Source organism: Pseudomonas sp. UBA5706 (assembly GCF_002419965.1).
Taxonomy (GTDB): domain Bacteria; phylum Pseudomonadota; class Gammaproteobacteria; order Pseudomonadales; family Pseudomonadaceae; genus Aquipseudomonas.
This window is the reverse complement of the sequence record NZ_DIHC01000043.1, coordinates 376,956-391,387: the sequence shown is the minus strand read 5'-3', so window position 1 is coordinate 391,387 and position 14,432 is coordinate 376,956. Positions and strand designations below refer to the sequence as shown.

Below are 14,432 nucleotides of genomic sequence, written 5' to 3'. Positions count from 1 at the left end.
AGCGGAATTGCGCAGACTGGGTGTTGGATTCTGGCCGAAGACCATAGGATTGGCGCCCCAGGGCAAGCGCCAAGTATGCAAACGCAGGCTTTTGATTCTGGCCGAAGGCCGTAGGAACGGGGCCTCCGGGTATAGGCGTAAATGCCGCACACAAAAAAGGCCTGAATCGTATGATTCAAGCCTGTGTGAAGTAATCTGTGACTCGCCAACAGAGCCTTAAGTTCCCCAGCCAAAACAACAACTTAGTCTTTTGTATACCTGTCGTGTTATTCGTCGGATTTAGATTGTGACATTTTCTTCATCCTTGCAGGATCGCGGCGTCATCCCTACGAGCATCCATACATGAAGTATTCCTCGATTCTGTTGTTGACCCTCTCCCTGGCCGCCGGTTTTGCCTCTGCAGGCGATAACGTGACGGCTGGTGTGGGCGGCGCATTGGGTGGAGTACTGGGTTCGGTTGTCGGCCAGCAAATCGGTGGCAGCACCGGTTCTGCCGTCGGCGCCGGCCTGGGCGGCGCGGCCGGTGGCGCAGTGGGTGCCAACCGTCGTAACCGTACTGAAGCCGCGATCGGCGGCGGTCTTGGCGCAGCGGGCGGTAACGTGATTGGTCGCAGTGTCGGCGGAAGCACCGGCAGCCTGATCGGCGCAGCGGCGGGCGGCGGTGCCGGTGGCGCGCTGGGTAACTACATGGGCGAAGAAAGCCGCCGTGATGACAACCGCCGTGCGTACCGTGGCGATCGTCGTGATTACCACCACGGCCGCGACAATCGTCATTACGATCATGGCCGTCAACGCAATTGGCGCCATCGCTGATCGTCGGCGCATCGCATCACCTCGACGGACCGGCCGCCGCCCAAGCGGCCGTTTGTCATCTCAAACAAGCAATCGCTCCATCGCCTGACGCAGTTGTGCTGGAATCGGCACTGGCTGGTTTGACGTTCGATCGACGAATACATGCACGAAACGTCCCGCCGCACAGGCCTCCGTTTCCCCCGCCCTGAACACCGCCAGCTCGTATTGCACAGAGCTATTGCCCAGTTTGCCGATGCGCATCCCAATCTCGATCAGGTCCGGGTAAGCGATCGATGCGAAGTAATCGCAGGACGAACTGACCACAAACCCCACCACCTCCCCGTCATGAATATCAAGCCCGCCCTGCTCGATCAGATAAGTGTTCACGGCACTGTCGAAAAAGCTGTAGTAGGTGACGTTATTCACATGACCATAAATATCGTTGTCGTGCCAACGCGTAGTGATGGGTTGGAAATGCCGGTAATCAGCACGTTGCGGGGTTTCGCTCATTGTTGATCCTTAATGGAAATGATCCTGACCTGACCAATGGGTTGTGTGTACGTGTCTGTAATGTCCTGCAGCACGGCTTGCCGGCAGTAATCTCATAGTCGCCGCCACGAGCAAGCTCGTGCAGCCAGATGAGTTCAAGTCTTCACACGCGCTGTAGCCAATCGCGCACCGCCGCGTAGGGGCAACCCTCCAATGCAGCAAATCCGCCATGGTCCGGGCCTTGAGCCTGGTGAACAAGGGCACGCTGATCCCGCAGAGAACCCGGGTCAGGCATACGACACTGGGGTCATGTCCTCGCCCTTGCAGGTACTTGCCGATGATCCTGTGAAAGTCATCAATGCTTTGGCCGGGTGAACTGCACTGCTCTGCAGTGTACGGACATTGCAACGATGATCTGGTTTCCTTGCACCTACCCTGACAAATCCGGATCTTTGCGGTCATACCTTCCGCCAAGCAGAGGCTCCACGCCGATCACTTCAGGAAACCACCATGACTCCTATCCGCTGCGTCCCGCTATTGCTCACCGCACTGATCGCCACCCTCGCCGGTTGCGGCGACAAGAATCCTGAAAAACCCGACAGCGCCTCTGCAGACTCTAGTGGCCTGATGAAATCCATGACAGTGGATGTGAGCGGAGCGCTGAACCTGCACTATGAAGCCAAGGGCGATGCGGTCGGCGTGGGCTTTCTTCCCGGCAAAATGCCGGGGTCGAACTGGCTGACGCTCAGCGCCGACCAAGAGGCCGAGGGCGATCGCAACGAGGTCAGCATCGGCCCTATTCTCGGCTTTTCATTCGACAATCCAGATCAACAGAAGCAGGCCATTATGTTCCAGGGCGGTCGCGTGGAGGTCGCCCACGACGAGAACAGCGCCTCGTATGACACCGGCTCTTACTACCAATATTTCGACACTGACAAGAACGGCGCCAACAGCGACGTTAAACTCGACTTCAGCAAAATCGAAAAACTGGAGTCCACCAACAAACTGCTGGACCGATACCGGCTTGTCGGTACCTTCCAGTTCAACGCCGCCCTTTCCCCTGAACAGCCCTCCGACGACTGCACCAGAGAAGCGGCCAAATACGCCGCGGAACACGGAGAACGCCATCCGGGGTTCGACGCAAAGCTGTGCGATGCCAAGAGCGTAGTGGCCAAGGGTCGCTTTGACATCACCCAGGACTTTCCGGCGATGAACAAGGCAGGCTAATAGCAGGAATAAAAAAACCGCTCCGGGGAGCGGTTTTTTTGTTCAGCAAATCCGATTACAACGTCGGACCCGCTGCCTTGATTGCATCGCTCACTTCGAACTTCTTGAAGTTCTCGGTGAACAGGCCGGCCAGTGCTTTTGCAGCTTCGTCGTACGCTGCTTTGTCAGCCCATGTATTGCGTGGGTTGAGCAGTGCGGTGTCGACGCCCGGGACCGACTTGGGCACGTCCAGGTTGATAGTGTCGAGGTGCTCGGTTTCTGCACCGATCAAAGCGCCACTCTGGATGGCAGCGATGACGCCTCGGGTGGTCGGGATGTTGAAGCGCTTGCCAACGCCGTAGCCGCCGCCGGTCCAGCCGGTGTTGACCAGATACACCTTGGAACCGAAACCGCGAATGCGCTTGATCAGCAACTCTGCGTATTCGCCAGCAGGACGCGGGAAGAACGGTGCGCCGAAGCAGGTGGAAAAGGTCGATTTGATGCCGCTGCCCGACCCCATTTCAGTGGAGCCAACCAGCGCGGTGTAGCCCGACAGGAAGTGATAGGCCGCTTGTTCCTCACTGAGTATCGACACCGGCGGCAGGACGCCAGTCAAGTCGCAAGTCAGGAAGATCACCGCGTTCGGCTCGCCACCGAAGTTCTTTTCCGAACGCTTTTCAACGTGCTCCAGCGGATAGGCTGCGCGGCTGTTCTGGGTCAGGCTGCTGTCGGCGTAGTCGGCATGGCTAGCCGAATCCAGAACCACGTTTTCCAGTACGGCGCCGTGCTTGATGGCCTTCCAGATGACAGGCTCGTTCTTCTCGGACAAGTCGATGCACTTGGCATAGCAACCGCCTTCAATATTGAACACTACGCCTTTGCCCCAGCCGTGCTCGTCGTCACCGATCAGATAGCGGCTTTCGTCTGCCGACAGTGTGGTCTTGCCGGTGCCGGACAGACCGAAGAACAGGGTCACATCGCCCGCTTCACCGATGTTGGCAGCGCAGTGCATCGGCAGCACGTCAGCAGCTGGCAGCAGGAAGTTCTGTACCGAGAACATGGCCTTCTTCATCTCGCCGGCGTAACGCATACCCGCGATCAGCACTTTCTTCTGTGCGAAGTTGATGATGACGCAGCCGTCGGAGTTGGTGCCATCACGCTCAGGTTCGCAGACGAAGTTGGCAACGTTCAGGACCTGCCATTCATCGCGGCCGGCCGGGTTGTACTGGGCCGGGTTGATGAACAGACAGCGGCCGAACAGATTTTGCCAGGCAGTCTGGGTGGTCATCTTCACAGCCAGGTAGTGATCTTCAGCAGAGCCTACGTGGACGTGGGAAACGAAGTGTTCCTGAGCGTTATTGAACGCCTCGACGCGGGCCCACAGGGCGTCGAATTTGTCGGCAGGGAATTTGCGGTTGATCGGGCCCCAGGCGATTGCAGCCGTGGTGCTCGGCTCATCAACGATGAAACGATCTGCCGGCGAACGACCCGTACGGTGGCCGGTTTCGACGACGAGTGCGCCGGTGTCGGACAGTACGCCTTCTTCGCGTTTGAGGGCTTCTTTAACCAGTTCGTCGACACTGAGATCGGTGTAAACGGCATTGTTGGCTTGCGTCATGAGATTCCCCGTCGGCCCGCTGGCCGAGTGCTCCAAACGTTTTGTAGTAGAAAAACCCAAACTACTACAGCTGAAAAGTGGGCCGGATTATGCCAGAAAAGCCCAAAAAAGGTAGGGGCCAACTGTCAGAACTACATAATGAAGAGCCAGGCGGGCCGGGCAGGAATCATTCAGCCAGGCCCGCGCACTACATCAGTGGCGGGTGTCGGAAGGGGTGTCGATCCCACCGCCTGCAAAGAGCTGCACTACGTCGGCGGCGTCGAAAAGGTAGCGCTGATTGCAGAACTGGCAATCGATCTCAACGGTGCCGTTGTGTTCGATCACCAATTGCTGGGCATCTTCCAGACCAAGGCTGATCAACGCGTTGGCAGAACGCTCGCGCGAGCAGCTGCAACGGAATACCAAGGGCTGAATATCGAACATGCGCACAGGGTCTTCGTGGAACAGACGGTGCAGCACGGTTTCGTTGTTCAGGCTCAGCAGTTCTTCGGCGGTCAGGGTATTGACCAGCGTATTGACGTGCTGCCAGCTGGCTTCGCGCTCTTCTGCATCGGACAGACGTGCGGGAGGCAACTGTTGCAGCAGCAGGCCGCGAGCGCGCTTGCCGTCAGCCTTGATCCAGAAGCGTGTAGGCAATTGCTCGGACATGACAAAGTAGCTCGACAGGCACGCCGAGAGGTCAACGCCGTCCAACCCGACAATGCCCTGATAGCGTTTGCCCTGACGCGGGTCGATGGTCATGGTCAGGTCGCCATCGGGCATCAATTCCTGCAACGTGGCGCTCGGCGTGATGAGGCTCTCGTCATAGCGCGCGATGCCGCGCAGTTCCCGCTCGCTGGAGCATTCGACCATGAGCAACGAGACCGGCCCCAGGGAGCGCGCCTGCAGGACCAGCAGGCCGTCGAACTTTAACGTGCCCACCAGAAGCGCTGCGGCGGCGAGCATTTCGCCCAGCAGTTGCGCAACCGGCTCAGGGTATGGGTGCTTGGCCAGCACCTCGGCGTAACTGCGTTCAAGTGCTACAAGCTCACCCCTGACGTCGCTCTCGTCGAAGATGAAACGCTGGGTGTAATCGATATCCGGAAAATCATGCATAGGAAAGTATCTGAGGTAATGACAAAGTGATGACAAGCGCTTATAAAGCGCGGTTTAGCACCAATAGGTGCACTGCCATGCCGATGGGGGCATCTTATGGACTATCCCGCATTGTTCCAACCCAAGTGGAACGTCAAAAAATTCCTGCTGTGTAATCTGATAGCGCTCGCGTTGCTGTTGGTGTGGATCTGGCCTGCGGGCCACGCCGCCTTTACACACTTCGATGAGTGGTTGTTCCACCTCCTGAACCGGCCCCTGGAACAGAACAAAGCGTGGCTGTGGATCTGGACAGTTGCCAGTATGCGCCCCTTCGATGTCGTCGTCGGGCTGATCCTGCTGGTCCTGTTGATCAAGGGTGACTGGGTGTTCAAGGCGGTACAAACCCGCGCGGCCCTGATCGGCTTCGTGCTGACGCTGATCCTGCTGCTGGTCATCCGTACCGTATTCTCCAAGATCATCGATCACACCTCGCTGCAACATGACAGCGCCTCGATGGTGATACCTGACGCCATCAAGCTCAGCGAGATTTTCCCGACGCTGGAAGACAAGTGGCAGCTCAAGGATCGGTCAAGCCAGAGCTTTCCCGGTGACCACGCATCGGTCTTGCTGATTTGGGCAATGTTCATGACTGTTTTCAGCCGGACCACCGGCCAGCGCGTGATCATCTGGGCGTTGGCATTGCTGTTCATGATGCCGCGCCTGGTGGCAGGCGCTCACTGGGGCCAGGATGATTACATTGGCGGTGTGATGATCGCCCTGCTTGCACTGGCCTGGAGTTGCTACACGCCGTTTGTGGCAGTGGTCACGCGTGTGCTGCTGCGGGTGACTGCGCCGATTTTCAATCTGTTCGCCAAAGTGCCGCTGCTCAACTGCCTGAGCATCATCAAGCCGGGCGCACGCCCCTGATTCCTCTTTTTCTGTAGCAGTACGGCTTGCCGCGGATGGAAATCCTTGAAACCGAGGCCGCCGGACCGCTACAGGGAAAATCTGCGCGGACTCAATCGTCCCCCGAGTGAAAATGAAACAATTGACGGCGCTGTTTTTTGGTCGGCTTGCCGTCCGTTGTTACACCCAGGCTCCCCGCCTTGCGCATTTGGGCGGCCTGCTCGCGCTTGGCCAGGCTTTCCGGGGTTTCGCTATAGAGCAACTGTGCCTCAGGAGCGCCGCGCCGTACGCTGGACAACGCCTGGACCACCACAGTGCGCTCATCGAAGCCCGCGCGAATCTGAAATTCGTCGCCAATACGCGGTTCCTTGCCCGGTTTACAACGCTCACCCCGGCAATGCACCTTGCCGCTTTCGATCGCCGCTTTTGCCAGCGCGCGGGTCTTGAAAAATCGCGCTGCCCACAACCATTTATCCAAGCGAACCTTGTCATCTTCGTCTGACTTTTGTGCCATCTGAATTCCTTAATCGGGTGAGAGTCAGAACTGTACTACGAGATACCGGGGACGCAGATATGCCAACCCTCGTTTACACTCCCCGCCAAGACAGATAACGCGCACTCTGGAGTACCTCGTGACAGACTTTCCAACTTCATTGACTGGCGGATGCAAGGGCTGCAAAGACAGCCCCGAGCTGGATTTCAATTTCGATTTTGCCTTCCAGCCCATCGTCGACCTGCGCACGCGCGCTGTATTCGCCCATGAAGCGCTGGTTCGGGGGGAAAACGGCGAAGGCGCACAATCGGTACTGAGCCGGGTGAACGACCAGACCCGTTACCGTTTCGATCAATTGTGCCGAACCCGGGCGATTTCAACGGCTGCCGGTCTGAATATGGCCGAACACTTGTCGATCAATTTCCTGCCCAATGCGGTCTACCGCCCGGAACTGTGCATACGCAGTACCCTTGAAGCCGCGCGCGCGCACCACTTCCCGCTGGAGCGGCTGATTTTCGAGACCGTTGAGAGCGAACATCTGGATAACAATCAGCATCTGACGAATATCCTGCGTGAATATCGCCAGTTTGGTTTCAAGACCGCAATCGACGATTTTGGAGCGGGGTATTCAGGACTGACCCTACTCGCGGATTTTCAGCCGGACCTGATCAAGCTGGACATGGCGCTGGTGCGAGACGTGCATCGTGATCGGGCTCGCCAGGTCCTCGTTCGCGGGATTGTCACAATGTGTACGGAGTTGGGCGTTACCGTGATTGCCGAGGGCATCGAGCACGCCGAGGAACGCGACTTCCTCGCTGACTGCGGAATATTTCTGATGCAGGGTTACTGGTTCGCCAAGCCTGCATTCAAGTCATTGGCGCAGGTCGATCCTGGCGTCTGGCAGAACGCGTAAACGTACGGTATGGCTTTGAAAACATTCGACCATCTGACAGTCATCGGCCTTCGCGAATGGGTAGCGCTTCCCAATTTGGGGGTTGCAGGCTTGCGCGCGAAGATCGATACCGGCGCTAGCACCTCGAGCCTGCATGCCACCGAAATCGAACCTTTTGAGCGTGACGGTGAAAAATGGGTGCGTTTCAACGCGCATCTGGGCACGGTCGTGCAGCTGCGGCACCGTCGATGCGAGGCACTGCTGGTCGCGATGAAGACCATCAAAAGCTCCAATGGCCAAGCGCAAGTGCGCTATGTGATTCGCACCTCGCTCGCACTGGGCGATCGGGTCTGGCCGGTGGAATTCACCCTCGCTTGTCGCAAGGCCATGCGTTACCGATTGCTATTGGGTTCCAAAGCCTTGATTGATGGCCAACTGGTGGTCAACCCGGGCATTACTTACGTTCAGGACAAGCCGGTCTATCCGGCTTCAAATTCCTCTGCCACAGGTGTTGCATGAAGATCGCTGTGCTTTCGCGAAACCCGCGTCTGTATTCAACTCGTCGTCTGGTCGAAGCTGGCATTCAGCGTGGCCATGAGGTCGTAGTGATCGATACCCTGCGCGCCTATATGAACATCGCCAGTCATAAGCCGCAGATTCACTATCGAGGAAAACCGCTGGAAGGCTTCGACGCGGTGATCCCGCGTATCGGCGCTTCCGTGACGTTCTATGGCTGCGCCGTGTTGCGTCAGTTCGAAATGATGGGCGTGTTCCCGCTCAACGAATCCGTTGCCATCGCGCGTTCGCGGGACAAACTGCGTTCACTGCAGTTGTTGTCGCGGCGCGGAATCGGCCTGCCGGTCACCGGCTTCGCCCACTCCCCCGATGACATTCCCGATCTGATCCAGATGGTCAACGGCGCTCCGCTGGTCATCAAGGTGCTGGAAGGCACCCAAGGCATCGGCGTGGTGCTGTGCGAAACCGCGACCGCGGCGGAATCGGTGATCGAAGCCTTCATGGGCCTCAAGCAGGACATCATGGTGCAGGAATACATCAAGGAAGCAGGCGGCGCCGATATTCGCTGCTTTGTGGTGGGCGACAAGGTCATCGCCTCAATGATGCGTCAGGCAAAACCCGGTGAATTCCGCTCCAATCTGCACAGGGGCGGTACCGCCAGCCTGATCAAAATCACCCCGGAAGAACGCATGACCGCCATTCGTGCAGCCAAAGTCATGGGCTTGAGCGTCGCAGGGGTAGACATTCTGCGCTCCAACCACGGGCCTCTGGTCATGGAGGTGAACTCATCGCCGGGCCTGGAAGGCATCGAAGCCACCACAGGCAAGGACGTGGCGGGAATGATCATCCAGTACATCGAGAAAAACGGCGGGCCACACATGACGCGGACCAAGGGTAAGGGCTGATTCGCCCTGGCCTGCACGGATGCGCCATCACCTGAGCAGTGAATAACCTGTAGCAGTCCGGCTTGCAACGGTAACCTCGTAAAGGTCGCTACCGCTGGCAAGCCGGACTGCTATAGGGTTCTGGATATTTCCAACCGGCTGTCATTTCCCTGCCGATCCGGGTATCGAACGCGGTGCCAGGATCAATCCGCGTCCCTGGGCAACATCAAACCCAATGGCAGCCGAACGCGCGCTTCCAGCCCGCCGCCCGAGCGGTTACGCAATTCCACGTTGCCGCCGTGCATGGCGGCAATGCGTTTAACGATGGCAAGGCCAAGTCCGGTACCTTTGCCACTGCGGGCGCGGTCGCCGCGGATGAAGGGATTGAAGATGCCTTGCAGTTCAGAAGGGTCGATACCCATGCCCCGGTCCAATACGCTAAGCACCACATAAGGGGCGCCGCTGTCGCCGGAGACGTAAGAGGCGACCTCGACGCCATCCCCTGCATGGTGCATCGCGTTGCCGATCAAATTGTTGAGCAGGCGTTTCATCGAGACACGTCGCAGCGCAAACGGCGGAATCGATTCCAGGCACAGGCGCACCTGTTCGGTGGGGCTGTTGTAGGGCGCCACCACCTCGTGAACCAGTTCGACCAGATCGACTTCCTCGACCTCCTCGTCCCGCCCATCGCGAATGAATGCCAGAAACTGGTCGAGAATGGCATCCATGTCCTCGATATCGCGCACCATACCTTCCATGAATTCGTTGTTGGCGGGCATCAATTCCAGTGACAGGCGTAATCGCGTCAACGGTGTGCGCAGGTCATGGGAGACTCCGGCAAGCATTAACTCGCGCTCCTGCCCCGCCTGTTCGACGTCTTCGGCCATCTGGTTGAAGGCGCGGTAAACCTCGGTCATCTCGCTGGGTGTATCGCTGACGGGCAAACGCACGCTGCGCCCCTGCCCCAATTGGCGAGCAGCGAAGACCAGACGTTTGAGCGGGCGATTGAGCTGGCTGACGAAGATCCAGGCCGATGCAGTGGACAGCAAGCCAATCGCCAGGAACCAGCCGAGCACGCTCCAGATTTTCTGACCGCGCAAAGGATGCGGATACAGCGGAACCTTCAGCCAGCCGTCACCCAGGCTTGGCGCACGCACCCATAAGGCAGGCGGCGCATGGACGCGCAGTCGAACCTCGGTATCGGCGCCGAGTTCGGCCTGCATCTGCCGCTGATAAATTTCCGAATAGGGCCAATGCTGCTCACCTTCCGGAACTCCCCCTCCCACCACGCGGATAAGACCCGCTGCATCGGCGATGGTTTGCCTGTCGCTCTCATCCGCCGCCCAATACGCCCGCAACGTCAACGCGACACCGTGGCTGTACTGGCGGTCGACCAGCACGTCTTCGTTCATCAGCAGGTAAACCAGGGTCAATGCCTTGGAAAACAGCACGACGATGAGCACCAGCCACAGGGTGCGGGAGAAAAAACTTTGCGGGAACCAGAGCGGTGTCTTCATAACAGCAGCTACACACTTTGCAGGAGCGAGCCAGGCTCGCAAGATTTCGCGGAAGGCAAGAGACAGCAAAACCAGTCACCCCGACGCCCTCCATTTTCAGGAAGCCCTGGGTGACTGGTCAGCGTAAGCGGGCGTGCAACGCGCCCGGCAGGCAACCTGTCGACTTGTTTACTGCTTGTTGGCACCATCGGGTACGAATACATAACCCACACCCCAGACCGTCTGGATGTAGCGCGGCTTGGCAGCGTCAACTTCGATCAACCGACGCAAGCGCGAAATCTGCACGTCGATGGAGCGCTCCAGAGCATCCCATTCACGGCCGCGGGCGAGGTTCATCAGCTTGTCGCGGGTCAGCGGCTCGCGTGCGTGCATCACCAGCGCCTTGAGTACCGCGAACTCGCCGGTGGTGAGCATGTGAATCTCATCGCCCTTTTTAAGCTCACGCGTGCCCAGGGACAGTTCGTATTCACCGAAAGTGACGGTTTCGTCTTCGCTGGCGGGGGCGCCGGGTACAGGCGCGGACTGACGACGCAGGACGGCCCTCACACGAGCCATCAACTCATCAGGGTTGAAGGGTTTGGCCAGGTAATCGTCGGCGCCCAGTTCCAGCCCTTTGATGCGGCTCAGCTCATCGCCCTTGGCGGTGAGCATGATGATAGGCACCTGATTGTTCGCGGCGCGCAGCCGACGGCAGGCAGAAAGGCCGTCTTCGCCCGGCAGCATATAATCCAGTACCACCAGGTGAAAGACTTCGCGAGCCAGCAGTCGGTCCATCTGCTCCACATTGGCCACGGCACGGGCGCGATAACCCTTGCTGGTGAAAAAGCGTTCTAACAGGCTGCTCAGGCCCGGATCATCATCAACGATGAGGATTTTTTCGCCTTCAGCCATTTGTGCAGTGCTGCTCATTGGATGCTCCTTTGATCTCGGCGCGCATTATGGCGTAGCTGCTGTGATGTGCACCGTGTGCATTGTTAGCAGATTTTTCCTGAGCCGACACTGATGCTCTGCGTCAGCGATTGCGAGTGTCCTCAGCTGCAGCCTGCGCGCCGGTTTGCAGCATCTGACGGGGCGATCCCCTAATCCGGGTTCACTGGGTATAATGCGCCGCCCTCAAGATCAGGCACCACGCGCTCCAGGCGGTTCGCCAACAGCCGGATTTTTTGCACATACATTTGCCAGGTGGTTTTATGGACAGCATCAACAGCCGCATCGCCGAGGAACTCGGTGTCCGCCCGCAACAGGTCGAAGCGGCCGTCGCGCTACTGGATGAAGGCTCAACCGTGCCGTTCATCGCTCGCTACCGTAAAGAAGTGACTGGCAGCCTGGATGACACACAACTGCGTCATCTGGAAGAGCGCCTGCGCTACCTGCGCGAGCTTGATGAGCGCCGCATCAGCATCCTCGCCAGCATCGAAGAGCAAGGCAAGCTGACCCCGGACCTGGCACGCGATATCAAGCTCGCAGACACCAAGACTCGCCTCGAAGACTTGTACCTGCCCTATAAACAGAAACGCCGCACCAAGGGCCAGATCGCTCTGGAAGCGGGTCTTGGCGAGCTGGCGGACGCGCTGTTCAACAACCCCGGCCTTGCGCCTGAAGCTGAAGCTGCGCGCTTCGTGGATGCCGAAAAGGGTTACGGCGATATCAAGACGGTGCTCGAAGGTGCCAAGTACATCCTGATGGAGCGCTTCGCCGAAGACGCGACCCTGCTGGAAAAACTGCGCAACTTCCTCAAGCAAGAAGCGGTGATCAGCGCACGCGTGGTGGCCGGCAAGGAAGAAGAGGGCGCCAAGTTCCGCGACTATTTCGAACACGACGAGCCGCTGAAAAGCATGCCTTCGCACCGCGCCCTGGCGATATTCCGCGGGCGTAACGAGGGCATTCTTAGCTCTGCACTGAAAGTCGGTGAAGAACTGCCCGGCACGTTGCACCCGTGCGAGATGATGATCAGCGAGCGTTTCGGCCTGCAAAATCAGAATCGGGCGGCGGACAAGTGGCTGGCCGAAGTGGTGCGCTGGACCTGGAAGGTCAAGCTTTACTCTCATCTTGAAACCGACCTGCTGGGCGAACTGCGCGATGGCGCGGAGACCGAAGCGATCAATGTTTTCGCACACAACCTGCACGACCTGTTGCTGGCAGCGCCGGCGGGCCCGCGCGCTACATTGGGTCTGGACCCGGGCCTGCGCACCGGCTGCAAGGTGGCCGTGGTCGATGCGACCGGCAAACTGCTCGATTACGCTACGGTCTATCCGCACGTGCCGAAGAACCAATGGGACCAAACCATCGCCGTGCTGGCCGCGCTGTGCGCAAAGCATTCGGTGGACCTGATCGCCATCGGCAACGGTACTGCCAGCCGCGAAACCGACAAGCTGGCAGCCGAACTGATCAAAAAATATCCAGGTCTTAAAATGACCAAGGTGATGGTTTCCGAAGCCGGAGCCTCCGTTTATTCGGCGTCGGAACTGGCTGCCAGGGAATTCCCGGATCTGGACGTATCGATTCGTGGCGCGGTGTCCATCGCCCGCCGCTTGCAGGACCCATTGGCAGAGTTGGTAAAGATCGATCCGAAGTCCATCGGCGTCGGCCAGTACCAGCACGACGTGTCGCAGCTCAAGCTGGCACGCGGCCTGGATGCCGTTGTCGAGGACTGCGTGAACGCCGTGGGGGTAGATGTGAATACCGCTTCGGTCGCTTTGCTGGCGCGTATTTCGGGTCTGAATACCACGCTTGCGCAAAACATCGTCAGCCACCGCGACGAGAACGGAGCGTTCAAGACCCGTGCCTCACTGAAAAAAGTCGCGCGTCTTGGCGAAAAAACCTTCGAACAGGCCGCAGGCTTCCTTCGCGTAATGAACGGCGACAACCCGTTGGACGCCTCCGCCGTGCACCCGGAGGCCTATCCGCTGGTGAAGCGGATCGCCGCTGAGACCGACCGTGATATCCGCTCGCTGATCGGCGATGCCAGCTTCCTCAAGCGCCTTGACCCGAAGAAATTCACCGATGAGACGTTTGGCCTGCCGACTGTAACCGACATCCTTCAAGAGCTCGAGAAACCGGGCCGCGATCCACGTCCCGAATTCAAGACCGCCGAGTTCCAGGACGGTGTCGAAGACCTCAAGGACCTGCAACTGGGCATGATCCTCGAGGGCGTGGTGACCAACGTGACCAACTTCGGCGCTTTCGTCGATATCGGCGTACATCAGGACGGTTTGGTGCATATCTCTGCACTCTCGGAGAAATTCATCAAGGACCCAAGAGAAGCGGTGAAGGCCGGAGACGTGGTCAAGGTCAAGGTCATGGAAGTCGACATCCCGCGCAAACGCGTTGGCCTGTCGATGCGCATGAGCGACACGCCGGGCGAAAAGATCGACGGCGCGCGCGGTGCCCGTCCTGGCTCGGCCCCGCGCCAGCAGCAAAACAGCTCGCCACGCAAAGAAACCGCGACAGCCGCGCCGGCCAATAACGCCATGGCTTCCCTGTTCGCCAACGCCAAGCAACTGAAGAAACGCTGATGGATATCCCGGACGACCTCAAGCAAAGTGCTTACTTCAAAACCCTGGGTTGCCGCATCGTGCGGTTGAGCGAAGAAGGCGTCGCCGAAGTGGCCCTGCCACTGGAGCCGCATCTGCGCAACCGCGGTAATGTGATGCACGGCGGTGCCCTGTTCAGCCTTGTGGATATTGCCATGGGGCTGGCCTGTTCCAGCGCCCACGGCTTCGACAAGCAAAGCGTGACGGTGGAGTGCAAAATCAACTACATGCGCGGCGTGCAGGATGGCGAAGTCACCTGCGTCGCAACGGTGCTGCATGCCGGCCGTCGTACGCTGGTGGTCGAAGCCGCCGTGCATCAGGCCGATAAGCTCATCGCCAAAGCACAAGGCACGTTCGCGATCGTCTAGCTGTCCGATGGCGATATGAGTTAATTTCGGCACTATATTTCAGTGTCGAAATTTTCTGGCGGCCCCTACATGACACCCCTGTTGGGGCGATCCGCGACGGGCATCGGCGTTCGAACCGAAAACGAGGCGAAAACGCCAGTTCCT

Annotated in this window: 14 protein-coding genes and 1 pseudogene; 8 read left to right on the top strand and 7 right to left on the bottom strand. The window is 58.7% G+C overall.

Features of this window, described 5'->3' with window-relative positions; all coding sequences use genetic code 11:
- Positions 1 to 342: 342 nt before the first annotated feature.
- On the top strand, positions 343 to 813 hold the full coding sequence (locus B3I26_RS22610; protein WP_296260937.1) for a glycine zipper domain-containing protein: 471 nt from the start codon (positions 343 to 345) through the stop codon (positions 811 to 813).
- Positions 814 to 873: 60 nt separating this feature from the next.
- Here B3I26_RS22610 and B3I26_RS22605 read toward each other — a convergent pair whose 3' ends face one another.
- Positions 874 to 1,302 carry an acyl-CoA thioesterase gene (locus B3I26_RS22605; RefSeq protein WP_296260936.1) on the bottom strand — a complete coding sequence of 143 codons (429 nt, stop codon included), beginning with the start codon at positions 1,300 to 1,302 and terminating at the stop codon, positions 874 to 876.
- Between the two features lie 142 nt (positions 1,303 to 1,444).
- Positions 1,445 to 1,635: pseudogene (locus tag B3I26_RS28975) on the bottom strand (hypothetical protein); the annotation flags it as partial.
- A 183-nt stretch (positions 1,636 to 1,818) separates the two neighbouring features.
- Between B3I26_RS28975 and B3I26_RS22600 the strand changes: the two are divergent.
- Positions 1,819 to 2,508: a hypothetical protein gene (locus B3I26_RS22600; protein WP_296260934.1), complete on the top strand. Its 690-nt coding sequence runs from the start codon at positions 1,819 to 1,821 to the stop codon at positions 2,506 to 2,508.
- A gap of 55 nt (positions 2,509 to 2,563) precedes the next feature.
- Here the strand turns inward: B3I26_RS22600 and B3I26_RS22595 are convergent, their stop codons facing one another.
- Both B3I26_RS22595 and hslO read right to left on the bottom strand, forming a co-directional pair.
- Positions 2,564 to 4,105 (bottom strand): phosphoenolpyruvate carboxykinase, encoded by a 1,542-nt coding sequence (locus tag B3I26_RS22595; RefSeq protein ID WP_296260933.1) that lies wholly within the window; start codon positions 4,103 to 4,105, stop codon positions 2,564 to 2,566.
- A gap of 192 nt (positions 4,106 to 4,297) precedes the next feature.
- The gene (gene hslO / locus B3I26_RS22590) at positions 4,298 to 5,200 is read right to left on the bottom strand and encodes an Hsp33 family molecular chaperone HslO (protein ID WP_296260931.1); all 903 of its coding nucleotides are present in this window, start codon (positions 5,198 to 5,200) and stop codon (positions 4,298 to 4,300) included.
- Between the two features lie 96 nt (positions 5,201 to 5,296).
- Between hslO and B3I26_RS22585 the strand changes: the two genes are divergently transcribed.
- The gene (locus tag B3I26_RS22585; RefSeq protein WP_296260930.1) at positions 5,297 to 6,106 is read left to right on the top strand and encodes a phosphatase PAP2 family protein; all 810 of its coding nucleotides are present in this window, start codon (positions 5,297 to 5,299) and stop codon (positions 6,104 to 6,106) included.
- Between the two features lie 91 nt (positions 6,107 to 6,197).
- Here B3I26_RS22585 and B3I26_RS22580 read toward each other — a convergent pair whose 3' ends face one another.
- Complete coding sequence (locus tag B3I26_RS22580; RefSeq protein WP_296260929.1) at positions 6,198 to 6,599, bottom strand: RNA-binding S4 domain-containing protein; 402 nt, start codon at positions 6,597 to 6,599, stop codon at positions 6,198 to 6,200.
- A 118-nt stretch (positions 6,600 to 6,717) separates the two neighbouring features.
- Here B3I26_RS22580 and B3I26_RS22575 point away from each other — a divergent pair, with 118 nt between their 5' ends.
- The 3 genes from B3I26_RS22575 to rimK are packed head-to-tail and all read left to right on the top strand — an operon-like array spanning position 6,718 to position 8,891.
- Positions 6,718 to 7,491 (top strand): EAL domain-containing protein, encoded by a 774-nt coding sequence (locus tag B3I26_RS22575; protein ID WP_296260928.1) that lies wholly within the window; start codon positions 6,718 to 6,720, stop codon positions 7,489 to 7,491.
- Positions 7,492 to 7,506: 15 nt separating this feature from the next.
- Positions 7,507 to 7,989: an ATP-dependent zinc protease gene (locus B3I26_RS22570; protein ID WP_296260969.1), complete on the top strand. Its 483-nt coding sequence runs from the start codon at positions 7,507 to 7,509 to the stop codon at positions 7,987 to 7,989.
- A complete protein-coding gene (gene rimK, locus B3I26_RS22565; RefSeq protein WP_093465889.1) occupies positions 7,986 to 8,891 on the top strand; it encodes a 30S ribosomal protein S6--L-glutamate ligase in 906 nt (301 codons plus the stop codon). Before B3I26_RS22570 ends, rimK begins: the two co-directional genes overlap by 4 nt.
- 182 nt (positions 8,892 to 9,073) lie before the next feature.
- Here rimK and B3I26_RS22560 read toward each other — a convergent pair whose 3' ends face one another.
- Together B3I26_RS22560 and ompR are read right to left on the bottom strand one after the other, a co-directional pair.
- A complete protein-coding gene (locus tag B3I26_RS22560) occupies positions 9,074 to 10,387 on the bottom strand; it encodes an ATP-binding protein (RefSeq protein ID WP_296260927.1) in 1,314 nt (437 codons plus the stop codon).
- A gap of 168 nt (positions 10,388 to 10,555) precedes the next feature.
- Positions 10,556 to 11,296 carry a two-component system response regulator OmpR gene (ompR, locus tag B3I26_RS22555; protein ID WP_296260926.1) on the bottom strand — a complete coding sequence of 247 codons (741 nt, stop codon included), beginning with the start codon at positions 11,294 to 11,296 and terminating at the stop codon, positions 10,556 to 10,558.
- Between the two features lie 281 nt (positions 11,297 to 11,577).
- On the opposite strand from ompR, the gene B3I26_RS22550 reads away from it, so the two are divergent.
- Both B3I26_RS22550 and B3I26_RS22545 read left to right on the top strand, forming a co-directional pair.
- Positions 11,578 to 13,902 (top strand): Tex family protein, encoded by a 2,325-nt coding sequence (locus tag B3I26_RS22550; protein ID WP_296260924.1) that lies wholly within the window; start codon positions 11,578 to 11,580, stop codon positions 13,900 to 13,902.
- Positions 13,902 to 14,288 (top strand): PaaI family thioesterase, encoded by a 387-nt coding sequence (locus B3I26_RS22545; RefSeq protein ID WP_296260922.1) that lies wholly within the window; start codon positions 13,902 to 13,904, stop codon positions 14,286 to 14,288. The genes B3I26_RS22550 and B3I26_RS22545 overlap by 1 nt, the downstream gene beginning before the upstream one ends.
- Positions 14,289 to 14,432: the final 144 nt, after the last annotated feature.

What these genes read in the sequence shown, in the direction of transcription:
- B3I26_RS22610 (WP_296260937.1), top strand. Translation starts at nt 343, where the DNA reads ATGAAGTATTCCTCGATTCTGTTGTTGACCCTCTCCCTGGCCGCCGGT.
- B3I26_RS22605 (WP_296260936.1), bottom strand. Translation starts at nt 1,302, where the DNA reads ATGAGCGAAACCCCGCAACGTGCTGATTACCGGCATTTCCAACCCATC.
- B3I26_RS22595 (WP_296260933.1), bottom strand. Translation starts at nt 4,105, where the DNA reads ATGACGCAAGCCAACAATGCCGTTTACACCGATCTCAGTGTCGACGAA.
- hslO (WP_296260931.1), bottom strand. Translation starts at nt 5,200, where the DNA reads ATGCATGATTTTCCGGATATCGATTACACCCAGCGTTTCATCTTCGAC.
- B3I26_RS22585 (WP_296260930.1), top strand. Translation starts at nt 5,297, where the DNA reads ATGGACTATCCCGCATTGTTCCAACCCAAGTGGAACGTCAAAAAATTC.
- B3I26_RS22580 (WP_296260929.1), bottom strand. Translation starts at nt 6,599, where the DNA reads ATGGCACAAAAGTCAGACGAAGATGACAAGGTTCGCTTGGATAAATGG.
- rimK (WP_093465889.1), top strand. Translation starts at nt 7,986, where the DNA reads ATGAAGATCGCTGTGCTTTCGCGAAACCCGCGTCTGTATTCAACTCGT.
- B3I26_RS22560 (WP_296260927.1), bottom strand. Translation starts at nt 10,387, where the DNA reads ATGAAGACACCGCTCTGGTTCCCGCAAAGTTTTTTCTCCCGCACCCTG.
- ompR (WP_296260926.1), bottom strand. Translation starts at nt 11,296, where the DNA reads ATGAGCAGCACTGCACAAATGGCTGAAGGCGAAAAAATCCTCATCGTT.
- B3I26_RS22550 (WP_296260924.1), top strand. Translation starts at nt 11,578, where the DNA reads ATGGACAGCATCAACAGCCGCATCGCCGAGGAACTCGGTGTCCGCCCG.
- B3I26_RS22545 (WP_296260922.1), top strand. Translation starts at nt 13,902, where the DNA reads ATGGATATCCCGGACGACCTCAAGCAAAGTGCTTACTTCAAAACCCTG.